General features: G+C 51.7%; 21 protein-coding genes and 1 tRNA gene. 13 read left to right on the plus strand and 9 right to left on the minus strand.

Annotated elements, in window-relative coordinates:
• Positions 1-51: 51 nt before the first annotated feature.
• From PLD04_02705 to PLD04_02715, 3 genes are all read right to left on the minus strand, one after another.
• Positions 52-966, minus strand: coding sequence for a hypothetical protein (locus PLD04_02705; GenBank protein ID HXK67230.1), 915 nt, complete (start codon positions 964-966; stop codon positions 52-54).
• A 210-nt stretch (positions 967-1,176) separates the two neighbouring features.
• The gene (locus PLD04_02710; protein ID HXK67231.1) at positions 1,177-4,044 is read right to left on the minus strand and encodes a hypothetical protein; all 2,868 of its coding nucleotides are present in this window, start codon (positions 4,042-4,044) and stop codon (positions 1,177-1,179) included.
• A gap of 416 nt (positions 4,045-4,460) precedes the next feature.
• Positions 4,461-4,646, minus strand: coding sequence for a hypothetical protein (locus tag PLD04_02715; protein HXK67232.1), 186 nt, complete (start codon positions 4,644-4,646; stop codon positions 4,461-4,463).
• Positions 4,647-4,724: 78 nt separating this feature from the next.
• Here PLD04_02715 and PLD04_02720 point away from each other — a divergent pair, with 78 nt between their 5' ends.
• The 7 genes from PLD04_02720 (at position 4,725) to PLD04_02750 (ending at position 10,535) form a co-directional block, all read left to right on the plus strand.
• On the plus strand, positions 4,725-5,150 hold the full coding sequence (locus PLD04_02720) for a hypothetical protein (protein ID HXK67233.1): 426 nt from the start codon (positions 4,725-4,727) through the stop codon (positions 5,148-5,150).
• A 13-nt stretch (positions 5,151-5,163) separates the two neighbouring features.
• Positions 5,164-6,651, plus strand: a complete 1,488-nt coding sequence (locus PLD04_02725) for a ThiF family adenylyltransferase (GenBank protein ID HXK67234.1) — start codon at positions 5,164-5,166, stop codon at positions 6,649-6,651.
• A 254-nt stretch (positions 6,652-6,905) separates the two neighbouring features.
• Positions 6,906-7,265 (plus strand): hypothetical protein, encoded by a 360-nt coding sequence (locus PLD04_02730; GenBank protein ID HXK67235.1) that lies wholly within the window; start codon positions 6,906-6,908, stop codon positions 7,263-7,265.
• 3 nt (positions 7,266-7,268) lie between these two features.
• Positions 7,269-7,757, plus strand: coding sequence for a hypothetical protein (locus PLD04_02735; GenBank protein HXK67236.1), 489 nt, complete (start codon positions 7,269-7,271; stop codon positions 7,755-7,757).
• Positions 7,733-9,937, plus strand: a complete 2,205-nt coding sequence (locus tag PLD04_02740) for a DUF87 domain-containing protein (protein HXK67237.1) — start codon at positions 7,733-7,735, stop codon at positions 9,935-9,937. Before PLD04_02735 ends, PLD04_02740 begins: the two co-directional genes overlap by 25 nt.
• Positions 9,938-10,050: 113 nt before the next feature.
• Positions 10,051-10,314: a hypothetical protein gene (locus PLD04_02745; GenBank protein HXK67238.1), complete on the plus strand. Its 264-nt coding sequence runs from the start codon at positions 10,051-10,053 to the stop codon at positions 10,312-10,314.
• Between the two features lie 44 nt (positions 10,315-10,358).
• On the plus strand, positions 10,359-10,535 hold the full coding sequence (locus tag PLD04_02750; protein ID HXK67239.1) for a hypothetical protein: 177 nt from the start codon (positions 10,359-10,361) through the stop codon (positions 10,533-10,535).
• Positions 10,536-11,959: 1,424 nt separating this feature from the next.
• Here PLD04_02750 and PLD04_02755 read toward each other — a convergent pair.
• The 6 genes from PLD04_02755 to mazG all read right to left on the minus strand — a co-directional run bounded on the left by PLD04_02755 (position 11,960) and on the right by mazG (position 20,535).
• Positions 11,960-12,048: transfer RNA gene (locus tag PLD04_02755), tRNA-Ser, on the minus strand.
• 571 nt (positions 12,049-12,619) lie between these two features.
• Positions 12,620-14,824: a penicillin acylase family protein gene (locus PLD04_02760; GenBank protein HXK67240.1), complete on the minus strand. Its 2,205-nt coding sequence runs from the start codon at positions 14,822-14,824 to the stop codon at positions 12,620-12,622.
• Position 14,825: 1 nt separating this feature from the next.
• Positions 14,826-16,913: a hypothetical protein gene (locus tag PLD04_02765; protein ID HXK67241.1), complete on the minus strand. Its 2,088-nt coding sequence runs from the start codon at positions 16,911-16,913 to the stop codon at positions 14,826-14,828.
• Between the two features lie 113 nt (positions 16,914-17,026).
• On the minus strand, positions 17,027-18,304 hold the full coding sequence (locus tag PLD04_02770; protein ID HXK67242.1) for a TrpB-like pyridoxal phosphate-dependent enzyme: 1,278 nt from the start codon (positions 18,302-18,304) through the stop codon (positions 17,027-17,029).
• Positions 18,305-18,519: 215 nt separating this feature from the next.
• Entirely contained in the window at positions 18,520-19,764 is a 1,245-nt protein-coding gene (locus PLD04_02775) for an SLC13 family permease (protein ID HXK67243.1), read from the minus strand.
• Positions 19,765-19,767: 3 nt separating this feature from the next.
• Complete coding sequence (gene mazG, locus PLD04_02780; GenBank protein ID HXK67244.1) at positions 19,768-20,535, minus strand: nucleoside triphosphate pyrophosphohydrolase; 768 nt, start codon at positions 20,533-20,535, stop codon at positions 19,768-19,770.
• A 42-nt stretch (positions 20,536-20,577) separates the two neighbouring features.
• Here mazG and PLD04_02785 point away from each other — a divergent pair, with 42 nt between their 5' ends.
• Genes PLD04_02785 through cmk form a run of 6 tightly spaced genes read left to right on the plus strand, consistent with a single transcriptional unit; the run spans position 20,578 to position 24,962 of the window.
• Positions 20,578-21,204, plus strand: coding sequence for a site-2 protease family protein (locus PLD04_02785; protein HXK67245.1), 627 nt, complete (start codon positions 20,578-20,580; stop codon positions 21,202-21,204).
• The gene (locus PLD04_02790) at positions 21,201-21,953 is read left to right on the plus strand and encodes a segregation/condensation protein A (GenBank protein ID HXK67246.1); all 753 of its coding nucleotides are present in this window, start codon (positions 21,201-21,203) and stop codon (positions 21,951-21,953) included. Before PLD04_02785 ends, PLD04_02790 begins: the two co-directional genes overlap by 4 nt.
• Positions 21,950-22,492, plus strand: a complete 543-nt coding sequence (gene scpB / locus PLD04_02795) for an SMC-Scp complex subunit ScpB (GenBank protein ID HXK67247.1) — start codon at positions 21,950-21,952, stop codon at positions 22,490-22,492. Before PLD04_02790 ends, scpB begins: the two co-directional genes overlap by 4 nt.
• Entirely contained in the window at positions 22,479-23,216 is a 738-nt protein-coding gene (locus PLD04_02800; GenBank protein HXK67248.1) for a pseudouridine synthase, read from the plus strand. The genes scpB and PLD04_02800 overlap by 14 nt, the downstream gene beginning before the upstream one ends.
• Complete coding sequence (hisC, locus tag PLD04_02805) at positions 23,203-24,285, plus strand: histidinol-phosphate transaminase (GenBank protein ID HXK67249.1); 1,083 nt, start codon at positions 23,203-23,205, stop codon at positions 24,283-24,285. Before PLD04_02800 ends, hisC begins: the two co-directional genes overlap by 14 nt.
• On the plus strand, positions 24,282-24,962 hold the full coding sequence (gene cmk, locus PLD04_02810; protein ID HXK67250.1) for a (d)CMP kinase: 681 nt from the start codon (positions 24,282-24,284) through the stop codon (positions 24,960-24,962). The genes hisC and cmk overlap by 4 nt, the downstream gene beginning before the upstream one ends.
• Positions 24,963-24,965: the final 3 nt, after the last annotated feature.

A 24,965-nucleotide genomic window follows, 5' to 3' on the forward strand; every position in this document is an offset into this window, starting at 1 on the left:
CTGAAACAGTGAATACCATCTTACCCTACTGTCTCGTGAATGGGGTCCACCTTATTCGTCTGTCGGATCAAGAAATGTAACTACGGGACTTTCAGTATCCGTAAGGTCGTTTACTATGCTGTTGCCGGTAATTGTTACTTCTTTGGCGAAAATTCCTCCTGTATCCAGTTCAGCATCTCCAAAAAGTTTGAAGGTGCCATCAGGAAGATAGATGACTGCTGATGCTGCTGTATCGCCACCCATCACCAATTCATCTGCCGTAGAGTAGAGAATTAGATAATAGGGATTTCCCTCAGGATTCAGTTGAGAAGTTCCGTCAATTTCAATAGGCCCATCCACCATGAGAAATGCTCTGCCGTCTACTGCCAGCGTACTTCCTCCATTGATCTTCACAGAAGTGAATAAATAGTCTCCTTCGGGCAGGACAAGCGTATCATTTCCCCGCACCGTCAGGTTCCCTTCATCATCTAAAGGATCCTTGCCTTTTTCAGTTAGAGGGATTAAATCATTATCATTTGAGGCTGTAAGGTCACTTATAACGGAAGAGAGTGTCACTGGATTGCAATTGCAGGGGGATTCCTGTGAGCCCGTAACTCCGGTTACGACAGCACTGGGATCCACGATCACACTATTCTCAGGTCCCGCATAAACATCGCCAGCGACATAGGAATTATCTTTAATATGGCAGTTTCCGTTGGATTTCAGGTTTGCTGGATGCAAGTTTCTCTTTGTACTTTGCTGATTCACTCTCCCGTGGATCTCAACAATCAGTCCCTGACACCCAAAAGCAGTATTTGCAGTGACATTTTTGCTTACAGGGTAGTCTTTCGCCATAGTGTTGAGGGGAAGCAGGATCGCTATAAAAAGCAGTAGCGGAATGAATTTGCTAATCCCAAACATAGAATGCGAACTCACCTGGAATCTTTTCTGAACTCCCAACTCTCTCAAATCAGAATACAAATGCATAAGTGTCCCCCTAGCCTTAACTCCTGAAACTAAATTTTCAAAGCGTAAAAATGCTTATGCAAAAAATATACCAATACACTGTTTAGGCTTATTGGGAGACTTGTGAAAACTCACAATATTATAGTTACAAGAATAGGTCAACATCATGATATTTTTCTTAAAAGAATTGGTGGTGTTACGATAAGTAACAATCAAAGGCAGTGCTTGTGTTTATTCATCTTTCTTTAATATTTTTTCCCTGGTCTTTGCCAGTACATCGTCCTTTGGAAACTCACGCAAGAGATCCCTTAACTCGATTTTCGCTGCTTTTTCACCATAATTTAATGTGCAAAATTCCATATACACGGCCATCCAATTTTCTTTTTTCCTTTGGTCAATTACATGCTTCGATATTCTTTTCCACACTTCAATGATTTTCCCTTTTGATTGAGGGAGGACCCAGCCGAATAGATATTCAAGATCAGGATATTTGCATGCTAGGCGCAGTGCTCTATCTACCGCATCTGGCTTTATTAAATGATTAATGTAACCCAAGCTAATTTCTAATATATCCTCCTTTGAACCGCACAACTTTGCAAGTTGATCAATCAATTCCTCAGCGTCACTATAATTTTTCTGTTTAGCAAAGAACCTCAATACATAGTCATAAATTCGCTTACATGCCTCCATCCCCAGTTGATCAATTCCATTCCAAACTGCTGTGCAGATTGCAAATAAATACTTACTTATTTCTACTGCATTGATTGGCGTTCGCCTGTGTATTTTACTTTTTGAAGAGCCAATTGGTTGAAGTGTGTGAGCTAGGTCCAATTCACCTGGCACTCCAACATTGTAAGGATTAACTTTTTCTTTACCAACATAAATTATTCCATCAGAAGTTCTATCCAACCACTTCATCTCTTCTAAATCATTTAGAGCGGCTTTGAATGTATCGCTGTCTGCATCAGGGAATAGGCTGCCAAATATGCCATGTAATATGTCGGAGGATATCTCAAATATTTTTACTTGATGAAAAATCGATAGAAGTTTTAATATGGCTGATTCATGAATCCTATCCTCATTTAATAGATCCATAAACCTAAAATTCCAGAATTCATTCAACATTTCCTGAGCTTCTTGGGTTTTAGGAATTCTCTCCCTATTAATACAAAAATCGACAAGATTCTTAACCGTTATCTTTTGCTCCAAAGCCCACTGCACGTACAAATCCCGCTCTTCACTGTCTAGCTTAATTCTGATTGAATCAAACAGGTTACTGACTAGTTGAGGGTGAAACAATTGAAGCTCATCATGCAAATCCAATATCTCGAATTTATTATCTGAAAAGTATCTTCCATATTCATCTTCCACTTTTGCTCTTTTTTCATGAGAATAGGTGACAATCTTGTTTATCCTTAATTTATTGATCCTTTTTGATTCTTTATCAGAGTTTGTTCTCCTTTTTGAATCCAGGTAATTTGTCAGTGCTTCCAACTTGCCAATTGAAGATTGGTTATAAGACGTTCCCAAGTCTTTGTCGATATCTTTTAGAATTATTACGTATTCATCGGGAATGTCCTTTAAAAACAATTTCATCAGCTCATTGTCCTGATCGGTAAGTCTCTGAATGTAGATTATTGTAGCTTCCTTGAAATGATCTTTTATGAACTGGTAAATAGCACTCCTGCATCCCATGCCACTATTTCCAATGATCTCAATATTAGGTGGTACAAAAAGAGTCCCAAAACCTTGTCTCCCTGAAATATAGCGTTTCACTTTTACTTTTTCAAACTCCTCAGCTGATAAATCCGTTAAAAAGAGATCTTCTAGAATCGGCTGGTTGTTCCCTTTAAAAATCCGGATGTCACTTTTCCTTGATAAATATTGGCTCCACACCCAGGGATTTCTGCTTAATAAAGCTATTAGTGAATCGTTATCCAGGAACAGTACTCCCTTCAGTTCCAGATCTTTCAGCACCTTTTTTAGAACTTTTATCGCTTGAGCTTCGTCGAAAGTATCACTTGAACATAGAACAATCCAATCCGGCTTATGTCGAACAATCATCGCCCTGTGAAGTTTAATCTCAAATTGGAGGGCTTCTAGAAATTCCTCTTGAGAATTACTCTTTGGAACAACCACAAAACAGAACCTTCCTTTCCTCCCCTTTAGTGACCCATCATAGAAACGAATTCCCACTTCCTTTTTTGAGGTAATTCCTTTCAGCTCTTTAGTTTCATTGAATTCCTCTAATAGCGGAAATAAAACATCTAACGATTTATTCTCCCAATTCTGAAGTTTTTTAACGCAGTCCGTTTCCTCTATCCATGGAAGACATGTCACTGGAAACTTGTTCACTTCAATTCCAGATTCCTGGTCCATTACCATATTAGTGATTGCTTCACCCCTAACCTCGTCCTTCAGTGTATATTTTTCGGCGAAACTCCTCTCCAGCATGATCACGAGGAAGTTTTCTTCAACAACCTTTTCAGAAATCTGGACATACCCCATCCATGGCATCTCTCCATCCAGCTTTATTGTTGCCCCTTTGATCATCTTTCCGCTTATATCGTCTTGCTTTCCCTTGAAAGCTCTCAGGTCTATACTTCCATTCTGCTCCCAATATTTCAAAAGCTCAATGGATGTCAGGTTCTTATCAGACGGATCGATATTGCCCTTCATCCCATTAACTTTATTATAGAGCTTATTGAAATTATTTCTAACTGTTTCATGAAGCCATTTGATGGGGTAATTATTGAATCTATTTTCATCCCATTCTTTTTTTGGTTTTTTTTGTGGTTTTGACAGGTTAGATTTTGTCCAATATTTCAAATTTTTACTTGAATACCAGATACCATTAGCCTTTTCAAATATGCCTCCAATTATCCGATCCTCAACTTTTTTATCTTTCTCTGAAAATCTAGCATTTTTTAGGATAGTAATATTCTCCGTGATCATTGCCAACATTTCGGGGAGCCAGTGTTTTCTGTATCCCATGCGCTGATTGGTTCCGGGGAAAAATCTATTCCTGATATCCTGATTGCAGGCCACCATCCAGTGGATAATGATGTATTTTCTAAATTGCTCCGGAGTATAGTTCATATTGCTTTTTTAACAAGTCTCTGATTCATGTTGATGAAATTAATACCCCATGTCATGGAATCAAAATAGAGCATTTCGATAAAAGAATCAAGGTACATTTCGTTTCCCTTTCCAGGAAAGCTCTTTCCAGGTTACAGATCTTTAAAATCAGCTCGTAAAAGTGAGGTCCCAGTTCTTCTTTTGGGACAACTGATCGGGCCTCAAATCATCAAAGTATTGCATGGTGAGTACTGCTTTAAAAGGAGATGCCATGCACTATCAACTCAGATTCGAGAAACTCCAGCAGCGAAGTAAGCTCAATTCCTTTGTAGAACAAATTTTCCTGATCCGGGCTCCTCCCTCTTCCACTCAAAAGCAACCATTCCATCACTTAGAACTAACCACTTTGAAGAGGAGGAACCATGGCCAATGTAATTTCATCCACAGGTCAGCCCCTGATCATTGATGCCGATTCCAGCACTGCCGGAGAGATAAACAGTCAGCTCCCGGCTAGGTTCAATAAAGGCATGATGTTCAGGCAAAATCAGGACGGAAGCGTTACCCAGCTTCGCAATAAGGATAGGGTTAATGATGACGATGTTGTCGTCATTACTCCATCCCATCAGGCGGGGTCCACTTCCCATTGATCAATCCATACGCAGGGGCGGAAATCCGCCCCTGTTTCATTATCTGGAGGAACTATGTCTGCTTTTAACCTTGGTAACGAAATTAACAAGCTGGTTTCAAGAGGTTTCGCTATCAAATTTTTTCAGCAAGATCTCATCTTGATTGTGGAGAATCTCGATCTGCCAAGATGCGGCGATTGGAGGTATAAAAACGCCCAGCGAAGATTGGATACGCAAATCCTGATTCCGTTTCCCCCTTACACTTCCCATCAGCGGGTCGGCTTTGGGTCTTCTCACCCTGAGTACGCCATTCACACTGGTCCTCTCTATGTGAACGGGCAGAAACTCAACCATTTGCATGAGTGCGGCTGCACGTTCGGCCAAAAAGGGTGGCACTGGCTCTGTTTCGAAGCGCTCGACTGGGACCACCGAAGAGGGGATGGACTATTGGAGCTTATGGGGCTTCTTGAGATAACCATCGCCGACAGAATTCCAACCTAAAGAGAGGTGAAATATGTCCTATTCATTTGTCATTCAAAAAGATCATTTTGAGATTCTCAAAGAGCTTGGCCAGAAAGAAGCGCCCAATGAAGTCGGCGCCTTTCTGCTTGCTCAGAAAATTGACTCACGCTTAAGCACAAGATTGGTGGCAAGAGAACTTGTCCTTTTCGAACCAGATGAACTTGAGCAGTCCAGTTTTCTTTGCGCGCCAACCCCCAAAGCCCTCTCCCGATTCTTAACCAAATTCAAAAGATCAGGCCTTCATAGGAACGAATACGTTGTAGTCTATGTCCACACGCACCCATTTGCGAAAGGTACTACCCGATTTTCGTCAATTGATCACTCCTCCATGAGTTCCGACAGGACGACTGTTTATGATCCTCATTTTGGAGACATGAAATCTGCCTGGCTGGTATTTAACTCTCATTTCAACTCGTTTGACGGTCGGCTGATTGAAAGGGGGGGGCACATTACACATAATATTGACCAGATCATCATTATCGGGAAACATCTTGAACGCCTGTATCGCAATCCTCTAAAGAAATCCAAAGAGCTCAACGACGAAAAGAAATTCAGCAGGATGTCTATAATCCCTGGGATTGATTTGGACAAGTACAGAAACTGGAACATTGGCCTTGTTGGACTTGGGGGCAACGGCGCGTCCTGTCTTGAATCCATTGTCATGATGGGCGTTGGGGATGGCGGAAATCTTGTACTTGTGGACCATGACTCCATAGAAGTTTCCAATCTTTCCAGGATTCCCTACACATCGGATGTCCACCTGGGAATGCCAAAAGTACAAGTTGCGAAAAAGTATCTTCGCGAGATCCAGCCGGGTCGAAAATGCACAGCCCTGAAAAACAGAGTATGGGACGCGGAGGCTCAGGAATATTTAAAAGGAGTTGATCTACTATTCATCAATTCCGACAATGACCTTTGCCGTTACTACGCTAGTTACTTCAGCAGCCTCTATTCGATTCCCCTGATGGATGCAGGCGCTGGTGTCATTTCTCATCAGGGGGAACTTTCCTCCATTGGCGGACAGGTACGCGTTCAAATTCCAGGCGTCACCCCTTGCCTGATGTGCAACATGGGGCTTGACCTCTCTCGAGTGGAAGCAGCTCTTCCGTGGAAAAAGGATGAACTGTCTGTTGAAGTTAGAAGAGAGCTTGCCAATGAAGGCTATTTTTCAGAAGAACTCCAAGGTCCCTCACCATCGGTTTTCTATCTCAACCAGATGTGCGCTTCTCTCACTTCCGTGATGACTAGTCAACTACTCCAAAACGGCATTGTCCATCCTGGCGTCACGTTTGAGCTTCGGCCACCTTACATGATGACGGCGATCAATGTGGAATCTGAAGAAGGGTGTCCGATCTGCCATGACAGCACTCTTGCTTATGAAAACCCGAAGTTATTAACTCTTGAAAAGCTTTTCAACAGGGAGACGTTGAGCCATCCATTTCCCGTTGGGCCCAATGCCGAAAAGGAGCTGAAACAATGACTGACGATACTTATGACGAGAATCTGTTGACCGATGAGAACTTTGACGACGATTTAGCAGAATTGCTAAGAAGAGGAATCAAGCCGATTGGCCCTGGGGGCATTCCTCCCTGGCTTCGGGAGGACTATGATCCGGAAACTGATCAGTTACGGGAACCAGATCCTAACATCCCCAGGCCTGGATGTGGAGCTCCAGGAAATTCGCAGGAATAGAGCCCATCTTCCAGATAAACCATATCCCTATGAGGAGGAACCATGTATACGAGAATCGCTAAAGTCTTTACGCATTCAATCATCATCATGGCGGCGCTGAACTTATTGGACATTGTGAACAGATACAACCATTTTCCCCTGCTATCCAAATTGCTGGGGGCCGTGGATCATTTTCAATTCTTCACCTTATCCATTGTTCTTGCCTGCGTCATGAACGGACAGAAAGTCCTGATGCTTCTGAGTGTGTGCATGATTTTATTGATGACCTTCAGCACACCCAGATTCAACATCCTGCAGGTTGTTTTTCCCACAGCTGCAGGGATCGTGATCGGCAACGTCATCCACTCCCTTATGAAGGAGAACAGAAGACATGCCGACAAACTGGGATCTGAGGAGGATTGAGCAATGACCTCCAATGATCCCAGGGATGATGAGAGTGTAAATCCATACCTGGATCTTGAAGAGGATCGTCAAGACCAACGCTCTCTAGTGGAAACTGTTGAAGAGGAGAGGGTAGTAGTGGTTGACCAGAGCGGGATAGAACAGATATTGGGCGTCCAATATCAGTACATCGTGATTGATCCAATGACCGGGCAGCGCCGTTTGGTGAAAACAAAGAGATTACTCAGAAGCGGGGATGGACGTCTCATTCATCAGCCGGATAGTGAGGTTTTGTATGACTGCGCCCGCTGCTCAAGACGCACCCTCACCGCATCCTCGGTGCGATTCTGCTCTGAGTGTCAGTCTGTTGTCTGCCTGGACTGCGCGAAATCCATTCAGGATCCAGACGAGACGTTACATCTTTGCGGGACGTGCTTTCAAAAAACAAGAGGGAAAAGAATCCTATCCAAATTGAGGAGGTTCATCGAATGGGTAACCACTATCGAGAGGTGAATCCGTGTGCACCCGCGATATCTCCCAAAGAGAGGGAAGAGTTTCTTGACTTCCTTGAACGGTTCAGACTTGCCGAGCATGATCCTGGCCTGGCTGTGTTGCTGCAATCCATTGATTTTGAATCGCCTTCCCACCTTGATCTTCAGACCTGGGAATTGTTCAAAGGAAAAGTCAGCAACTTTCAAGCCTATCATCATCAATTCCCTTTCATCTCTGTTCCGAACGGTCATTTCAACCACGGCTGCGTATCGGTAGCCTATCTTCATTCCACCAAACATCCCATCAAAAGGAATCTGGATCTTTTCACGGGACATATCGTGATTTCAGGCGCGACTAATTCCGGGAAGACTTCTTTTTCGCAAAACCTCCTCCAGCAGCTCATTCCGATTGACGCGCTCCACATGATGGTGTTTGATCCCAAAGATGATTACAGATTCTTGGCTTATCACGATCCGGACTGTCTGATTATCACGCCTGAATCTCTTTTCAACCTGATGCAAAAACCATCCTACTTAAGCTTGAATGACCACATCTTTCTTTTCATCAACTGCTTTCGAAAAACCTTTTATGGCGCTGAACTTGTTACCCAGGTGCTCCACGAAGCCCTGAATAAAGCATACAGCCAAAAAACCCACCCCACGATTCACGATCTAATAGAGATCGTTGATTCTTTATACACAAAGAGTGATACCTACGCTAGGCGGGACGCGATTCGTGGCACAGTACTGAGGCTGAAACGGTTTTCCGCTGATTTTCCCGGTCCCTCGCGATCGCCTGGCGGTATTTCCATGGATGAGCTCTGGAATCACTCCATCTGCATCCCCGTGAAAAACATCAGCAGCGAAACGCACAAATTTATCTTTACCTATCTTGTCCAGAGTCTGTTCTTGAGGAACCGGCATAGAAACATCAGAGACGGCCTGACCCATGTCGTTTACACGGATGAGGGGCATGAGACCTGGTCCATGGACCAAGCAAATATTGACAGAGTGCCCCTGCTGAGCTCGTTTCAGAGCCAGTTCAGGGAATTTTCCATTGGCTTTTTCATCACAACCACCTGCTTTTCCAAATTGCATGATCTGGTTAGGAGCAACACCAACTGCTTCATCTGCTTAACCCAAACCAACCACAAAGATGTTGCCGCTATCTCCCAGACATTTAATCTCTCTAAAGAACAATTGGAATTTTTGAATGTAAAGATGACCAAAGGTCAGGCGATAGTCAAATTTTCAGAGACCTGGCGTGATCCCATTCTGGCCACTTTCCCTCCACTGTTAATTCCGAAAGACCTGCCTACTTCTGAGTGGAGTGCTGCCGTTGAGAGAATTAACAAGTACGCTCCCTTGGCGCTCCCTCCAGCGATCCTGGTAGAACCTGAGCAAGAAAAACCTATAGTTGAAGAACAGGAACCCAAACACGAAAAACCTGCAAGAAACCAGTTAAATACAAATGAAAAACAATTGCTCAAAGCTTCCGCGAAACGAATACAGACTTCCATGGACGCCTATCAGACCGCTGACCTGCATCCAGATCAGGGAAATCGTTGTAAGAAAAAGCTCATCGCCCTGGGCTTTCTGGTAGAGAAAAAGATCCTCATCAAGCCGGGGAGAGGAGGTCTGGCCAAAGTCCTTCTTCCGACACAAAAAGCGCTGGAGTGTTTCAATTTGAAGCAAGAGAAATCGAGTCGCGGGGGGGACGGTCCTCAACATCGTTATTTGTCGGAAACGATCAGCAGTCTGATTCCAAAGGCAGAAATCGAATTCTCAATCAATGAAAAAAGCGTGGATGTCTTCTTTATTTACCTGGAAAAGGAGCATAAAGAATTTGTCTCAGCTCTTAAGGACTCTATTTTTTTCTATATAGAAGACAAAGGGGCTAAGCACTCAAATTTTTTCCATATAGAAGAGAAAGCTTCCCGGGGCCTCACCAATTCTCCCTTTCAGGAAGGTGAATTGATCGCCTTGGAAGTTGAGTGCAGCGATATTCGTAAAACAGCACTTTCAAATATCAAGAAAAACCACGCAGTCGGTATTTCATGGACAGTATTCGGTGTACTGCCGAAGGAAGTAGATCGCCTAAAAACTCTCCTAAAGAATGAAACAACACCAGGAATCTGTGCTGTGGATGTCTTGAAGTTCCTGGAAGGTCTTAGAGCGGCTTACGGGAAAAACAATGAATAACTTCTCAATTATTTTCCATATAGCTATTTTCAATGTGATCCATCTATTTATTTTCTATATGGAAACGATCTGGCGCGGTCTCAATTACAAGCGCTTTTGCAGCCTTCTAAACCATGGAGATCAACGAAGCGCTGATTGAAAAGACGCGCAAAGTCTGGGAGCCAATATACGGTCATCCCTTATCAAGGGAGGACTGCGTTGAGATCATCAGAAACGCAAAGACGTACCTCTTAACTTTAATAGAAATGACAAATATCCTAATAAAAGAACACGAACAATCCCAAGAAAAAACTGACCGGGATGAGGTATTACATCAGGGCGTTGCGGCTGGCTGGGTGGTGGGTGGGGATTCACCTGACAAGTTGACTGACGAGTGAAAGAATGGTATTCTTATACCCACGGTATTTACGGAGGTAGAAGAATGGTCCAGGAAGAGACAAAACAAATCCACATAAAAATGTCTGCTGAACTGCATAGGAAGCTAAGGCTTAAGGCAGCTTATGATGATGTATCCATCCAGGAGTGCGTTTTAAGAATTCTTGAAAAGGAGTTGGATAAGAAAGAAATAGGAATCGTTGAGAAAGGAGGGAAGAAATGAGAAAGGCCGTTATTTACGCAAGAGTCTCATCAAAGGAACAGGCGAAGCATGGCTACTCTATTCCCGCTCAAGTGGATCTTCTTACCCAATACGCCAAAGAGAATAAACTTTCAATCGTGGACATCTTTAAAGATGAAGAGACCGCAAAGCAAGCCGGACGGACAAATTTCAACAGGATGATTAAATTTCTAAAAAAGACAAAAACGGTCAAGATCATCCTGGTCGAAAAAACCGACCGTCTCTACAGAAATTTTAAAGATTATGTCACCATCGACGACTTGGATTTGGAGATGCATTTAGTAAAAGAACATGAAGTCATCTCTCAAAATTCAAAATCTCACCAGAAGTTTATTCACGGGATCAAAGTGTTAATGGCGAAGAATTACATCGACAACCTTTCCGAAGAGGTAAAAAAGGGCCAGTTGAAAAAAGCTGAAACTGGAATCCTGCCCACCTTCGCACCTCCTGGGTACCTCAACAAAAACAAACGAATCGAACTGAATCCACCTTATGATTTGTACATCCGTCAATTGTTCGAGTGGTTCTCTACTGGTAATCATTCCATCAAATCCTTAACAACACTAGCAAAAGATCAGGGTTTAACTCATCCACAAACAAAACGTCCTTTTACAAAATCCAGTGTCCATAGGATTCTCTCCACTACGTTTTACTATGGTCTTTTTGATTGGGGAGGAAAAACATTTAAGGGAACACATGAACCAATCATTAGCAAAGATCTGTACGATGAAGTACAGAGGATTCTCAAGAAGAAAAACCATGGCTCCGAAACAAAACGAGACTTTCCATTTGCAGGTCTTTTGACATGCAAAAAGTGCGGGTGCGCGATCAGCGCTGAAGTGAAAAAAGGAAAGTACGTCTACTACCATTGCTCCTATTTCAAAGGACGCTGCGGAAATGATTACATAAGACAAGCAAAACTGGATAAATTACTTGGTGATGTTATTCATGCAATTAATATTCCTGATGAGGTCGCAGATTGGATGTCTTCGCTTATAAAAGATGAGATGAAGCAATTCAGGAAGAGACACCATTCCCTGCATAATGCAACTGAGAAAAGAATTGAAATCATAAAGCAAAGAATTGATAGGGCGTATCTAGACAAACAAGATGGGAATATTACTGCTGAATATTGGGATGAAGTGAGCAAGAAATGGCAAGCAGAATTGGCCAGCTTAAAATTAAGCCAAACGCAATCATTAGGATCGAATCAGAATTTTGAAATTGCAAGGAATACTTTAGAACTTTCTAAAACCGCATATTTTCAGTATGTTAACGCAGACTGGCCAGAAAAGAAGAAATTGCTGAATTCAGTACTTTCGAACTGCTCCTACTATCAAGAAAACCTCGACCCTGTATACAAAAAACCGTTCGATGCACTTGTAAAAGGGAATAAAACTGGAGACTGGCGGAGAGGGTGGGATTCGAACCCACGGCACCCAGAGGGTGCAGCAATTTTCGAGACTGCCCCGTTCGTCCACTCCGGCACCTCTCCGAAAAACAACTTATAAAAGAACAACGAATCTCAGCCCGCGTGGGTGAGAATACCACGGTGGGATTCGACTCGAGTATACATTCAATCCATACCCGGGAGAGCGCATCGAGGAGGACGCGAGGGGGAAGATGCTACCCACGGCTTCCCAACCCCTCGGGACACGATTCGGTTCACTTCAGGGACACGTAACAAGTACATGTCCCACGTTCACCGTTCGTCCACTCCGGCACCTCTCCGAAAAACAACTTATAAAAGAACAACGAATCTCAGCCCGCGTGGGTGAGAATACCACGGTGGGATTCGACTCGAGTATACATTCAATCCATACCCGGGAGAGCGCATCGAGGAGGACGCGAGGGGGAAGATGCTACCCACGGCTTCCCAACCCCTCGGGACACGATTCGGTTCACTTCAGGGACACGTAACAAGTACATGTCCCACGTTCACCGTTCGTCCACTCCGGCACCTCTCCGTAATTGCATTATTCAAGAACAATATGTTCCCTGTCAGACAGGGGCATCAGTGTACCAGATTCTCCCGTGGGAACAAAGACAGGAGATCGATTGTGACGTCAGGGAAGCGTATCGAAGGCCAGCGGTTCTCCGTGCAGGAACGTATCAAAAAGATTCGAGGCGAGGGGATCCATAATGTGCTCGCTCTGGCCTCCCGGGAGCGAGACCCACGATTTCACGGTCCCGGATTTAAACTCCACGGTGAAGCGCATCGAGGCAATGAAGAGGGTGCCGTGCCCCCGGGCCGGGTTGTACCCGCCGAGGTTGACCGTGTTTAAGTCCCCCGGATAGGGAAACCGCCCCAGGGAAAAGGGGAAGAAGTTCAGCCGGATCGCCGCAGGATAGGCCAGCCAGTACGTGTGTTCCTCCCCCCAGGGTTTGCTCCCGGTACTCGACATCCTGGAAACTACGTCTTCGAAGGATTCGGTCGTCTCAGTCCGCACATCGTCCCATAACGGGGATTCGGGATGGGTGATCGCCTCGTCGACGGCGGGATAGGTGAAGGGCAGGATTTCCAGGTAGTGGGAGTAAAGCTCCCCCAGCTCATCCTCGACCAGGGCCCGGGTCAGATCTTCGTAGAGGTGGATCCAGAGCGCCGCCTCCGCCGATTCCGGGACCATCTTCCGATCCCACGCCTCCAGAGGATCGCGCAGTTCCCGGGGAAGACGGGGAAACAGCTCAGGCAGGAGAATCTCGGCCTGCCGGCTTTTCACGCTCATCTGGAGGGCCTGGATCTCCTCGATTCCCCAGTTCCGAGTACGGCTCAGCTCGGCGTCAAGGTAGTCCTTTCGATAGGGGGCGCACCATGCATGGGAGAGCCGGTCGTCGGTACGCTCGTTGGCGGAGACCAGGAATCCCTCCGGCGGATCGATCGCATGGGGAAGGTCGTCGTAGTCCAGGAATCCGCCGGGATCCTTCCCGGCCGTGGGGACGATGCCCGAGTACCCATCCCGGACCGGAATGTTTCCCACGGCGTGCCATCCGATGGTTCCCTCCTTATCGGCGGTCACCAGGTTGAAGGCCACGGACCCCATGTCCCGGCCCGACTCCAGGACTCCCGGTACCGTCTTCGCCCTGAGGAGCCGGCGGAAGGCCGTCAGAGTCGATCCCTGGACCGGGGCCGAACGGAGGATCACGATCGGTTTTCCCGGCTCCGCTTCGGTGATGACGGGCCCGATGGGCGTTCGATGGATCACGGCTTCCTTCCGGGCGCCCCCGCGGACCCCGATTTCCAGGATCTCCTTCGTGACCGGAAGATTCTTGCCCTGGTGGGTCCAGCCGTTCCCTTCGGGAAGAGCCACGGTAAGGTCGACGGTATCCGCCATCACGTTGGTGAATCCCCAGGCCGTCTTCGCCGTGTGTCCGATCCCGATGACGGGGACCCCGGGGAGGGTGAGGCCGGCCCCCTCAAGGTCCCCCATCCGGAACCGTACCGCGTACCACAGGGGGGGAAAGGACTTGGCCAGGTGCGGATCGCTGGCCAGGATCACGCTCCCGCTTCGGGTCCGCGAAGGGGCCAGGGCCCAGGCATTGGAGGCCGTGAGGGAGAGGTAGTCACGAAGGGTGGAAAACCCTTCCAAAACGGGCGGAAAGGGGCCCAGCTCCTTCAGGCTTTGAAGCTCCTCCAGGGGAAGAGGGGGTGCGCCGGGGTAGGCGGGAAAGAGGAGGGCCAGCCGCTCCGGGGGAACGCGGGAGGATGCCTTGAGGAGAAAGATCTCCTGGTGAAAGTTTCGGGCCAGGTCCCAGGCCATGAGGCCCAGGGGGTAGAGGGAACAGGCCGGTTCCCAGGGTTCGAGCGCAATGCCTCCCAGGGAAGCCAGGAGGGGCGGTTTCCGGGATTGGGTGGTGCGGTTGACTCCTTCGGCGTAGGCCTCCAGGTAGGCAAGGTCGTCGCCGCTCATCGTCTTCAAAGCCTCCCGGGACTGCCCCGGGATATCCATCAGGCGCATCACGCGGTCCAGCTCCACGAAGTCATCGCCCAGAAGCTCCGAGATCCGCCCCTCGGCAAACCTTCGCACCATTTCCATCTGGAGACGGCGGTGGACGGCGTGGACCTCGCCGAGCTTCCCGGCAAGATCAGCCTCCGTTTGCGCGGTGAGGGTCGGGATTCCGTTTTTGTCAAAGGGTACCGGCTCCCGCGGCAGATCAGGAATGCGGCTTCGGATCCAGAGAAGACTGCCGATCACAGCCACGGAGACCAGCAGGAGTGCCAGGAAGCACCCGGCTTTCCATCTTCGGACCGGACTCCGGTGCAGGGGTTTCATGTCAGGATGATCGCACAGACAGCACGAGAGAGGAAAGTTTTATCGCGACGAAGAAGAGGATCGACAGGGTATATCCCGCGACCGGGTAGAGAAGGATGCCGGCGAGAAGGGCTCCCGCCATGGCGCCTCCGTGATCGAAGCCCTCCGCGAGTGACGCGGCGCGAAGGTCGTCTCCGTAATGCCGCCCCGCCAGGGGAAAGGGAATGCCCGTTCCGATCCCGAGCAGAACCATGGCCCCCAGAAAGAGAAGGGGCGACTGGATCGGGAGGAGCAGCAGGAGCAGGGATAGGGCCATCAGGATGTCCCCACGGAGGAGGGTCATCCTCCGGGAGAGGAGACCGCCGAGACAGAGCCCGGCCATGAAGATGGCGGTCAGGAGGCCGATCCATCCGTAGAGAAACCCGGCCCGTGACTGGAAGGCGTAGAGAAGCAGAAGCGCCCCTCCCATGCCCCCGGCACCACTGGTCGTCACGGAGTAGAGGGGCGGATGGTTTCTCAGAAGGACCATGACGATTCCGAAAAGCAGAAGGAGCCCGACCGCGAGTAGCGCGGCGGGCAGCCGGGCCAGGGCCTGCCAGGGCGAAGGTTTTCCCGCGAGCTTCTGGGACTGTCCGAGCGTCCACAGGACCGCCGTCGGGCGGTTCTCGGTGTTCATCGCGGACCGGCAGGACTCCATCCTCTTCTCCAGCTCAATGACCCGGTCCCTTGGGTAGAGAAGCGGAAAGATCTCGGGACTGAAGGTCTGCCGTCCCAGCTTCCCGGTCCGGGAACGCTCCATCAGGACGTGCGGATTCAGCGTGAGCGTGGAGCCCTCCCCTCCCATGAGGATAAAGGTCTCTTCCCCGGGGAGAAGGTGCACGTCCGGAAAGACTTCTTTCGCGGCGAGAACGACGGCGTGCAGGGCTTCCGCCGACTCCTCCCCGATGTAGTTCACCCCGGAGGAGATCCTCACGGCGGCCACGCCGTCCGGGGCCAGAATCCTCCGATACTGCTGAAAACACTCGCGCGTGAAGGCCCGGTTCAGAAAGACGGACGAGGGGTCGGGCATGAGGGAAAGGATGAGATCGTAGGGGCCGGAGGCTTCCCGGACAAAGGCAATGGGGTCCCGGGCGACGGTACGGATCAACGGATCCAGGGGAACAGGGCAGTATTCCTGGAGAAAGGGAGCAAGTTCGGGATCGGTGTTCACATGGTCGATTTCCTTCACAGCCGGGGCTACGAGGGCCTGAGCGTCCACTCCGGGCATTCCCCCCAGGAGGAGAATCTTTCCCGGGTGAGGGGATTGGGCAAGGAGGGGACGGATCCGGAGATCGGCTCCATAGGGATCGGGACAGGTTCCCGCAACCTGTCCATTCAGGTAGAGGAAAATCTCGTCTTCCATCCCGGTCAGGGCCAGGTGCTGGTAGGGGGTCTGCCGCATAGCCCTGAGTGCAAGGGGAATGTCCATCGAACGCCAGCGAAGCGTTTCCAGCTCTCCATCGATCCTCGTGGAAAAGGGTGAAAGACAGAAAAGAAGGGACAGCACGGAGAGTACCATCCCCGGGGGACGGAAAACCAGAAACCCGCTGAGGGCCAGGATCCACCCGATCTGTCCCACAGGTGAAGTAAAGGGAATCAGGAGAAAAGTAATGACAACCCCGCCTCCCATCGATCCGATCGATTCCACGATGAAGGCGCGCCGCACGTCCCACCCCGACCAGCTCATGGCCAGGGGAAAGAGCAGGCCGACCAGCAATCCGGGAAACGCCGTGATCACCAGGGCGTGGATCCCGCAGGCCCAGAGGTCGGGCAGACCACCGGATGGGACTGTCCAGATCTCCCGGGCCAGGCGGGCCGGAACGATCCAGAAGGCCCAGAGGATCAGCCCGGCGGCGAAGAGGGTCGGGTACCACCGGGAGAGGAACCGTACCGATCGGGCCAGAAAGGCCCCCAGGGCCACGCCGGCAAGCCAGGCTGTCAGGAGAAGGCTGACGGCCAGTTCGTTTCCCGAGGCCGTGACCAGGCCCTCCCTCAGAAGAAGGGTCTGGAAGGCCGTGGCCGCGAAGCCGAGCGCGAAGAGCGCGGAAGCCGGTTGAAACTTCTTTCCCATGGCCTTCTCAGAATAGCAGAGGCGGCCCGTCCTTGAAAGCGGGCCGGGGCTTCCTTCGTACCCCGGCCCGCCCTGCACCTCAAGGAGGGTCTATCGATTTCTATTCGGTCCGATCAGTGAGATCCGCCATTGTAGGCGCTGATATCCAGAAAGCCGTGACCCGAGAGATTGAACACGATTACCTTCTCCTCCTCCCTATACTCCCTTGCCGTGTCGATCGCTGCCGCGATCGCGTGGGCCGATTCCGGTGCCGGCAGGATCCCTTCCGTTCTGAAAAAGAGCCGGGCCGCCTCAAAGACCCGGTCCTGCGGGTAGGCCCTGGCTTCGATCAACCCGGTATTCAGAAGGTGGCTGACCAGGGGAGCCGCCCCGTGGTACCGCAGTCCCCCGGCATGGATGGGCGGCGGGATAAAGTCCTTCCCGAGGGAATGCATGTGCATCAGGGGTGTCATCCCCGCTGTATCGCCATGGTCGTACTGCAATGTCCCCTTCGTGAGCGTGGGACAGGCCTCCGGTTCGACGGCAATCACCCTCACCTCTTTTCCGGAACGGAGGCGTTCGCCGACAAAGGGGAAGCTGATCCCTCCGAAGTTGGATCCCCCTCCCACACAGCCGATGACCACGTCGGCGTCCACACCCGCTTCCCGGAGCTGGTCCTTTGCCTCAAGCCCGATGACGGTCTGGTGCATGAGGACGGCATCCAGGACCGATCCCAGGGAGTACTTCGTACCCTCTCCGGTGACCGCGGCCTCGATCGCCTCGGAGATGGCGATCCCAAGGCTCCCCGGATGGTCTGGATCAACTTCGTGAAAGACGCGCCCCGCCCGGGTCAGCGGGCTCGGGCTTTCCACGATGGAAGCCCCGAACATCTCGCAGAGAATCCTGCGCCCCGGCTTCTGGCGGTAGCTTACCCGGACCATGAAGACCTTCACATCCACGCCGAAGATGGCGCCGGCGTGGGCCAGTGCGCACCCCCACTGCCCCGCCCCGGTTTCCGTCGTCAGGCACCGGACTCCCTCCTGCGCGGCGAGGTAGGCCTGCATCAGCGCCGTATTGCTCTTGTGGCTTCCCGTGGGCCCGGCGCCTTCGTACTTGTAAAAGATGTGGCTCTTCGTGTTCAGGGCCCGTCGCAGCTCCCTCGCGTAGATGAGCGGTGTCGGACGGAAGGCCGACATGGCTTCCAGTACGGGACCGGGGATGGGAACTTCCCGTTCCTCCGTCATTTCATGCTCGATAAAGGCCCGGGGAAAGAGAGGAGCCATGTCCTCCGGGGATATCGGTTCCTTCGTTCCCGGGTGGAGCGGGGGAAGGGGGCGGTTGGGAAGATCGGCCTTGAGATTGTAAAAGTGGCTCGGGAGAAAGGATGCGTCCCGTGTGTCAAATCGTTTCATCATTAGCCTCCTGGCGGCAGGTTGGGTCAGGCCTCAGGGCCTGATCGAAAAAATAGAAATAAAGAGGGAAAAAAAGAAAGTTATGGGCGGGGGACCGCCCACCACCAGGAGGAGGTGGCCCGGGTGCAGCAAAGGGCACAGACAGCGGGTGAAGCGTTCAGCATGGAGGGAGAATAGTACGGGATCCGGAGAAAGTCAAGAAGGCGAATTCACGTTTACAAAACCACGGCCGCGTATGCCAGTCCGACGATCAGGGTAAGCAGTGTCACGGGGATGCCGACACGGGCATAGTCCCAGAAGCCGACATGAATCCTGTCTCTGGCCCGCTCCGCCACGATCAGGTTGGCGATTGACCCGATAAGCGTCAGGTTTCCCGCCAGGGTGGAGACCATCGCCATGGTTAAGGCCGCCTGTTGAGGATCGGAGAGGTGGGGAAGAAAACGGGAGAGGAACAATACAGCCGGGACGTTGGATACGAGGTTCGATAAGAGTGCGGTGATCAAAGATAGTTGAAGCCCATGACCGGTGCCGGAGTGAAAGAAGAACTCCACGATGGTCTGGGTTATTCCGGCCCGGTCCGCCGCGGCGAGGAGAACAAAGAGTCCCACGAAGAGGACCAGGAGGTCCCAGTCGATGAGGGCAAAGATCCGCTTTCGAGAAACCCGCCTTGTCAGCAGGAGAAATGCGGCACCGGACGCGGAAGCTACAGCCATGGACACGCCGGCCCAGAATGCCGCGAAAATCAGCACAAGGACCACTGCGGTCCTGACCAGAACGTAGGTCCGGATCGGTGGAAGTACGATTTCTTTCTCCTCCCCCGGCATCTCCATCCCGCCGAATCCTTTCTTTCTGTAGAAAAAGAGAAGGGAAAAGCCGAGAATCAACAATCCGGCCAGGGAAACGGGGAAGAGGCTAAGGACAAATCGCGCATAGGGGATATGCATTGTGGAGGCAAGAAAGATGTTCTGGGGATTCCCGACGGGCGTCATCACACTGCCGATGTTGCTCGCCATGGCCGTGGCCAGCAGGAAGGGAAGAGGGTGAAGCCCTCGCTTTCGCGTGACATCCAGCACGATGGGGGTGAGGGCCAGGCAAACGATATCGTTGATAAAGAGAGCCGACATCAGCCCGGAACCGAAGATCACGACCCACAGCAGTCCCGCGGGTGAGCGGACCATGGATTCGACCCCTGGCTGAATTCGTCCAAGAATTCCGGAATTGATGAGAAAGGAGATGACGATCATCATGGAGAAGAGAAGAGTAAGCGTCTCCACGTCCTGGGCCTGCAGGGACAGGGCCGGCGTCAGGATTCCCGTGGCCACGACGATCACAGCCCCCACAAAGACAGCTCCTGTTCGGTCGAGCCGGATCCACGGTACGAGGCCCAGGGCCAGAATCAGGTAGACCGAGGGAAAGACAACCCAGGCCACCGCGGACTGCCAGGCGGCAAGGTCACCCATACATCAGGCGCGTTCCGCCTTGGAGGCCTGCCACAGGGCCTCCAGCTCTTCAAGGCTGAGCTCGTCGAGGTTCTGTCCTTTTTTTCTCGCCGAGTCGTGCATCCACCGCATGCGGTGGATAAATTTCGCGTTGGTCCTCTGGAGGGCGTCTTCCGGCTCGACGTCCAGGTGGCGTGCCAGCTGGGCCAGGGCGAAGAGGATGTCCCCGGTTTCCTCCCGGACGGCCTTCTCGTTTTTTTCGCTTCGTGCCCGGCGCAGTTCCTCGAACTCCTCTTCCACCTTGGCGATCACCTCTTCCGGATCGTTCCAGTCGAACCCGAGCTGAGAGGCCCGGTCCCCCAGCCGATAGGCCTTGAGAAGGGCGGGCAGGGAGGACGGGATATTTTCCCAGAGTCCCCCTTCCTTCTGCCGGTTCTTTCGCCGCTCCCACTTTTCAAGGACCTCCTCGGGCGTATTCACCGATTCGTCCCCGAACACATGAGGGTGCCGGGTGACCATCTTCTCCGAGATTCCGTCAATGACATCGTCAATCGTGAACCATCCCTCTTCCTCGGCGATCCGGGACTGGAAGACGATCTGGAGAAGAAGATCGCCGAGCTCTTCCTTGAGCTGCTCCGGATCTCCCCCCTCCCCCGCCTCCACGACCTCGTAGGCTTCTTCGATCACGAAGGTCTTCAGGGTTTCCAGGGTCTGGGCGCGATCCCAGGGACATCCGCCGGGAGCCCGGAGGCGTTTCATGATCTCGAGAAGGTCATTCCAGCTATGGCGCATGGGCGTATTGTAACAGAGGGTCAATTGGGGTAGCATGGTGAGATGCCTCACCTGATGAACATTATCTTTATGGCGATCGTCCTTCTCTTTTCCCTGACGGTGCACGAGAGTGCTCACGCCTGGGCCGCACACCATTTTGGAGACGATACGGCCAAGTTCCTGGGCCGGATTTCCTTAAATCCCATTCGTCATATCGATCTGTTCGGCACGATTATTTTTCCCTTTATTCTCATAATGGCCGGCTCACCGGTTCTCTTCGGGTGGGCCAAACCCGTACCCGTGAATCCCCATAATCTGAAAAACCCGATTCGCGACTATGGCTGGGTCGCCTTTGCCGGCCCTCTCAGTAACCTGATCATCGCCTTCCTTGTCTTTGTAGTATTGAAGGTCAACCTGATGCTCAACTACGGGGAATTCGGGACCGGCTCGTACTTTCTCTACCTTCTCATGGCGATCAACCTGATCCTGGCCGTCTTCAACCTGATCCCGATCTATCCTCTGGATGGAGGATCGGTACTGACGGCCATCCTTCCAGAACGCCACCGTCACCTGATGCAGCCGCTCCGGCAGTACGGCTTTCTCTTTCTTATCCTGATTCTTTTCACCGGCGTGGTGGGTAAGATCATCGGCCTCATCCTTGGCCTGCTCAACGGAGCCCTGGGCCTGTGACTCTGGCCATCGAACCCGCCGCCGATTACGCCGTCGACCTTCCGGCCTTTCATGGCCCGCTCGACCTCCTTCTGCACCTGATCCGCAGTCAGGAAATGAACATCCATGACATTCCCATCGTTCGGCTTGTCGAACAGTACCAGGCTTTTTTAACAACCCTGGAGGAAACCAACCTGACCGTGGCCGGAGAGTACCTCTACATGCTCTCCGTCCTTCTTTCCATCAAGGCCCGCATGCTTCTTCCGAGGCCGACGATGGAGGAAAGCGAAGACCCCCGGGAACCCCTGGTCCGTCAAATCCTGGCCTACGAGGCTGTCAAGCGGGCCGCGGATGAGCTGTCCATGCGCCATGCGCTCTACGGAGGCATGACGGCCCGGGAGACGGGAGAAAAAGTCCTTTCCCTTGAGGATGTATCCCTCTACGATCTTTCCCATGCCTTTGTCCAGGTCCTGGCCCGGCTGGAGATGGAACGACCGGAGAATTTCATTCCATCTCCCCGTCCATCCCTTCGAACCATCATGGTTCGAGTGATCGACCTCCTGCCCGGAAACGGGAAACCGATCACCCTGAAACGCCTGCTTGCCGCCTGGAGCTCACGAATGGAAGTCATCACCTCGTTCATCGCCATTCTTGAGCTTGCACGACTCGGTGTCATGGGCATCGTGCAGGGCGAATCGGCGGGGGAATTCTATCTCCGCAAAAAGCGGCGCGCCGTAAACCTGGACATCCTGGAGGAGGCCTACGCATGACCGATCCCTCGTTTCCGGACCATGTAGCCGCCGCCGAAGCGATTCTCTTCGTTTCACCGGGCCCACTCAAGGAGGAGGACCTCGGTCGTATTCTGAACATTACCGATGGGGAAACCCTGCAGAAGGTCATCGCCGCAGTGGAATCGCTCTACGCGGGGGAGCATCGGGGCATCGTTCTTCAGAGGGTTTCCGGAGGGTTTCGTCTCGCCACGGCAGCACGACTTGAGCCCTACGTTCTGGACACCCTTCAGCGGACCTCCTCAACTCGATTATCTCAGGCAGCTCTCGAAGTTCTTGCCATCGTGGCCTACCGGCAGCCCATTACCGTACCGGAGATTTCCGCCGTTCGCGGCGTCAATTCCGCAGGCGTCGTGGAAACGCTGATCCAGAAGAATTTACTGCGAACTGCGGGAAGAAAACATGTGGTCGGCCGTCCTTTTCTCTACAAGACAACCCAGTCCTTCCTGATTCACTTCGGGCTGGACTCCCTCGATGACCTCCCCCCCATCGATGAGCTGAGGGAAGATGAGACTGAATAAGTATCTGGCCAGCTGTGGTGTTGCCTCTCGACGTGAGGCCGAGGAACTGATCTTTTCCGGGCTGGTGACGATTAACGGCACCAAAATCACCAATCCGGCCCATCCAGTCGAAGAGGAAGACTGGGTCAAGGTGAGCGGAAAAACGGTTCGACCCAAACCGCCCGTCTATTACGTCTTTTACAAACCCAAACAGATGATCACGACCATGACCGACGAAAAGGGGCGGCCCTGTGTCGGTGAAGTCACAGCCCGTCTTCCCGGCGGCGTCTTTCCCGTCGGCCGACTGGACTGGCTGTCCGAAGGTCTCCTCTTTCTTACCAATGACGGGGACTGGGCCCAGCTCGTTCAGCACCCGAAGAACAAGATACCCAAAGTCTATTCCGTGAAGATCCGGGGCACCCTGGAGCCCCACGTCAGGGAACGTTTGACCCGCGGAATGACTCTGGATGGTAGAATCATGAGGATGACCCGGCTCTCTCCGACAGGGAAGCTCACCCGTGCGGGGCATTCGTGGTGGGAGATCACCCTGATGGAAGGCAGAAGTCGGCAGATCCGACGAATGCTGAAGGCCGTTGGACATCCCGTTCAGAAATTGAAGCGTGTCGCCATTGGACCGATCCGGCTGGGCTCCATGAAGCCCGGCGATCTGAGAGTCCTGACGGAAAGAGAGCGGAAAGCCATTACCGAGCACGCCATGAAAGGAGGGGCAAATGAAAATTCCTGATTATATCCAGGCCATCCACCCGTACATACCGGGGAGACCGATCGAGGAAGTGGAAAGAGAGGTAGGCATTCGGGGCATTATCAAGCTGGCCTCCAACGAAAATCCCCTGGGACCGTCTCCCAAAGCGCTTGAAGCCATGGCATCCATGATGGGGGAACTGAACCGGTATCCGGATGGCGGCGGGTATTATCTCCGTAAATGCCTTTCCGAGCGCTTCGACTGGCCCATGGATGGAATTATTCTGGGATCGGGTTCGGTGGAAATCATCGAGCTCCTCTGCCGGGCCTTTCTCCAGGATGGATCCCATATCGTTATGTCAGACGGGGCGTTCATCATGTACAAGCTGGCCGCCCAGCAGGTAAACGCGAGGGTGACGCAGACTCCCATGATCGATTTCCGGCATGATCTGAAGGCCATGGCCCGGGCCGTGACCCCGGATACCCCTCTTGTTTTTATCGCCAATCCCAATAATCCGACCGGTACCTACGTGACCACGGATGACATGAAGGCCTTCCTGGCTTCGATCCCGAAAGACACGATCGTGGTAATGGACGAAGCCTATTTCGAGTATATGGATAAGGACGATTACCCGGACAGCCTGGAATTCTTAAAATCCGGTCACAACGTAATAACCCTTCGCACCTTTTCGAAGATCTACGGCCTGGCGGGTCTCAGGATCGGCTACGGGTTTGGGCGTCCGGAGATCTTTGAAATCCTGAACCGCATCCGCTCGCCCTTCAACACCACGACGCTGGCCCAGGTTGCCGGCATGGCCGCCCTGGAGGACCAGGAGTTTGCCGAACGGGTCCGGAATCTCACGAAAAGAGAACGGGAGCGTCTGGAGCGGGAGTTCAATGCCATGGGCGTATCGTTTGTTCCCTCTGTCGGGAATTTCATCCTTGTCGACGTCGGGAAAGATGCAAAAGACATCTTCTCAAGGCTCCTGAAAGAGGGCGTCATTGTGCGTCCCGTCGCAAACTACGGACTCCCCAACCATCTTCGCGTCTCCATCGGTACCGAGGAGGAAAACACCCGGTTCCTTAAGGCCTTCAAGACGGTCATGGGGTGAAGTCCCCGGCCTCACACCTGAATCTTATCGTCGCCATCGACGGCCCTTCGGGGGTGGGAAAATCGACCGTCGCCCGCCTCGTTGCTGCGTCCCTAAATCTTCCCTATCTCGATACGGGAAAGCTCTATCGTGCCGTCGGATGGGCATGCCATAAAAGAGACATCGACCTTGAAAATGAACCTGCCGTTTCCAAAACGGTTCCCACCCTGACCATCACGGCAGAGAAGGGACAGCTTTATGTCAATGGAGAAGACGCCTCACCCTTTCTCGCGGATGAAGCTGCAGGAAGGCGGGCTTCCCTTGTATCCCGATATTCCGCGGTACGGAGCCACCTCGTTCATCTCCAGCAGGTCTGGGGAAGAGAGGCGGGAGGTGTGATGGAGGGCCGGGATATCGGGTCGAGGGTCTTCCCTGAGACTCCCTTCAAATTTTATCTCCATGCGCGATCTGAAATCAGAATCTGGAGACGGTATAAGCAGATTGGAGGTTCCCTGTCCGGGGTGGCTGCCGATCTTCTCGCGCGGGACGAGAGGGATCGGACCCGTTCCCTTGACCCCCTCCAGTTACTCCCCGACCACATTCCAATCGACACATCTCATATCAATGCAGAAGGCACGGCCGGTATCATCGCCCGGCTGGTTGGAATGAAACGAGACCGGACCTCCGTTACCTTATAGGAT

It is taken from the genome of Thermoanaerobaculia bacterium, assembly GCA_035593605.1.
Lineage (GTDB): Bacteria > Acidobacteriota > Thermoanaerobaculia > UBA2201 > DAOSWS01 > DAOSWS01.

Bases quoted from the DNA above. Each gene is read 5' to 3' on its own strand.
- PLD04_02705 (HXK67230.1), bottom strand. From the start codon at position 966: ATGCATTTGTATTCTGATTTGAGAGAGTTGGGAGTTCAGAAAAGATTC.
- PLD04_02710 (HXK67231.1), bottom strand. From the start codon at position 4,044: ATGAACTATACTCCGGAGCAATTTAGAAAATACATCATTATCCACTGG.
- PLD04_02715 (HXK67232.1), bottom strand. From the start codon at position 4,646: ATGGGATGGAGTAATGACGACAACATCGTCATCATTAACCCTATCCTT.
- PLD04_02720 (HXK67233.1), top strand. From the start codon at position 4,725: ATGTCTGCTTTTAACCTTGGTAACGAAATTAACAAGCTGGTTTCAAGA.
- PLD04_02725 (HXK67234.1), top strand. From the start codon at position 5,164: ATGTCCTATTCATTTGTCATTCAAAAAGATCATTTTGAGATTCTCAAA.
- PLD04_02730 (HXK67235.1), top strand. From the start codon at position 6,906: ATGTATACGAGAATCGCTAAAGTCTTTACGCATTCAATCATCATCATG.
- PLD04_02735 (HXK67236.1), top strand. From the start codon at position 7,269: ATGACCTCCAATGATCCCAGGGATGATGAGAGTGTAAATCCATACCTG.
- PLD04_02740 (HXK67237.1), top strand. From the start codon at position 7,733: ATGGGTAACCACTATCGAGAGGTGAATCCGTGTGCACCCGCGATATCT.
- PLD04_02745 (HXK67238.1), top strand. From the start codon at position 10,051: ATGGAGATCAACGAAGCGCTGATTGAAAAGACGCGCAAAGTCTGGGAG.
- PLD04_02750 (HXK67239.1), top strand. From the start codon at position 10,359: ATGGTCCAGGAAGAGACAAAACAAATCCACATAAAAATGTCTGCTGAA.
- PLD04_02760 (HXK67240.1), bottom strand. From the start codon at position 14,824: ATGAAACCCCTGCACCGGAGTCCGGTCCGAAGATGGAAAGCCGGGTGC.
- PLD04_02765 (HXK67241.1), bottom strand. From the start codon at position 16,913: ATGGGAAAGAAGTTTCAACCGGCTTCCGCGCTCTTCGCGCTCGGCTTC.
- PLD04_02770 (HXK67242.1), bottom strand. From the start codon at position 18,304: ATGAAACGATTTGACACACGGGACGCATCCTTTCTCCCGAGCCACTTT.
- PLD04_02775 (HXK67243.1), bottom strand. From the start codon at position 19,764: ATGGGTGACCTTGCCGCCTGGCAGTCCGCGGTGGCCTGGGTTGTCTTT.
- mazG (HXK67244.1), bottom strand. From the start codon at position 20,535: ATGCGCCATAGCTGGAATGACCTTCTCGAGATCATGAAACGCCTCCGG.
- PLD04_02785 (HXK67245.1), top strand. From the start codon at position 20,578: ATGCCTCACCTGATGAACATTATCTTTATGGCGATCGTCCTTCTCTTT.
- scpB (HXK67247.1), top strand. From the start codon at position 21,950: ATGACCGATCCCTCGTTTCCGGACCATGTAGCCGCCGCCGAAGCGATT.
- PLD04_02800 (HXK67248.1), top strand. From the start codon at position 22,479: ATGAGACTGAATAAGTATCTGGCCAGCTGTGGTGTTGCCTCTCGACGT.
- hisC (HXK67249.1), top strand. From the start codon at position 23,203: ATGAAAATTCCTGATTATATCCAGGCCATCCACCCGTACATACCGGGG.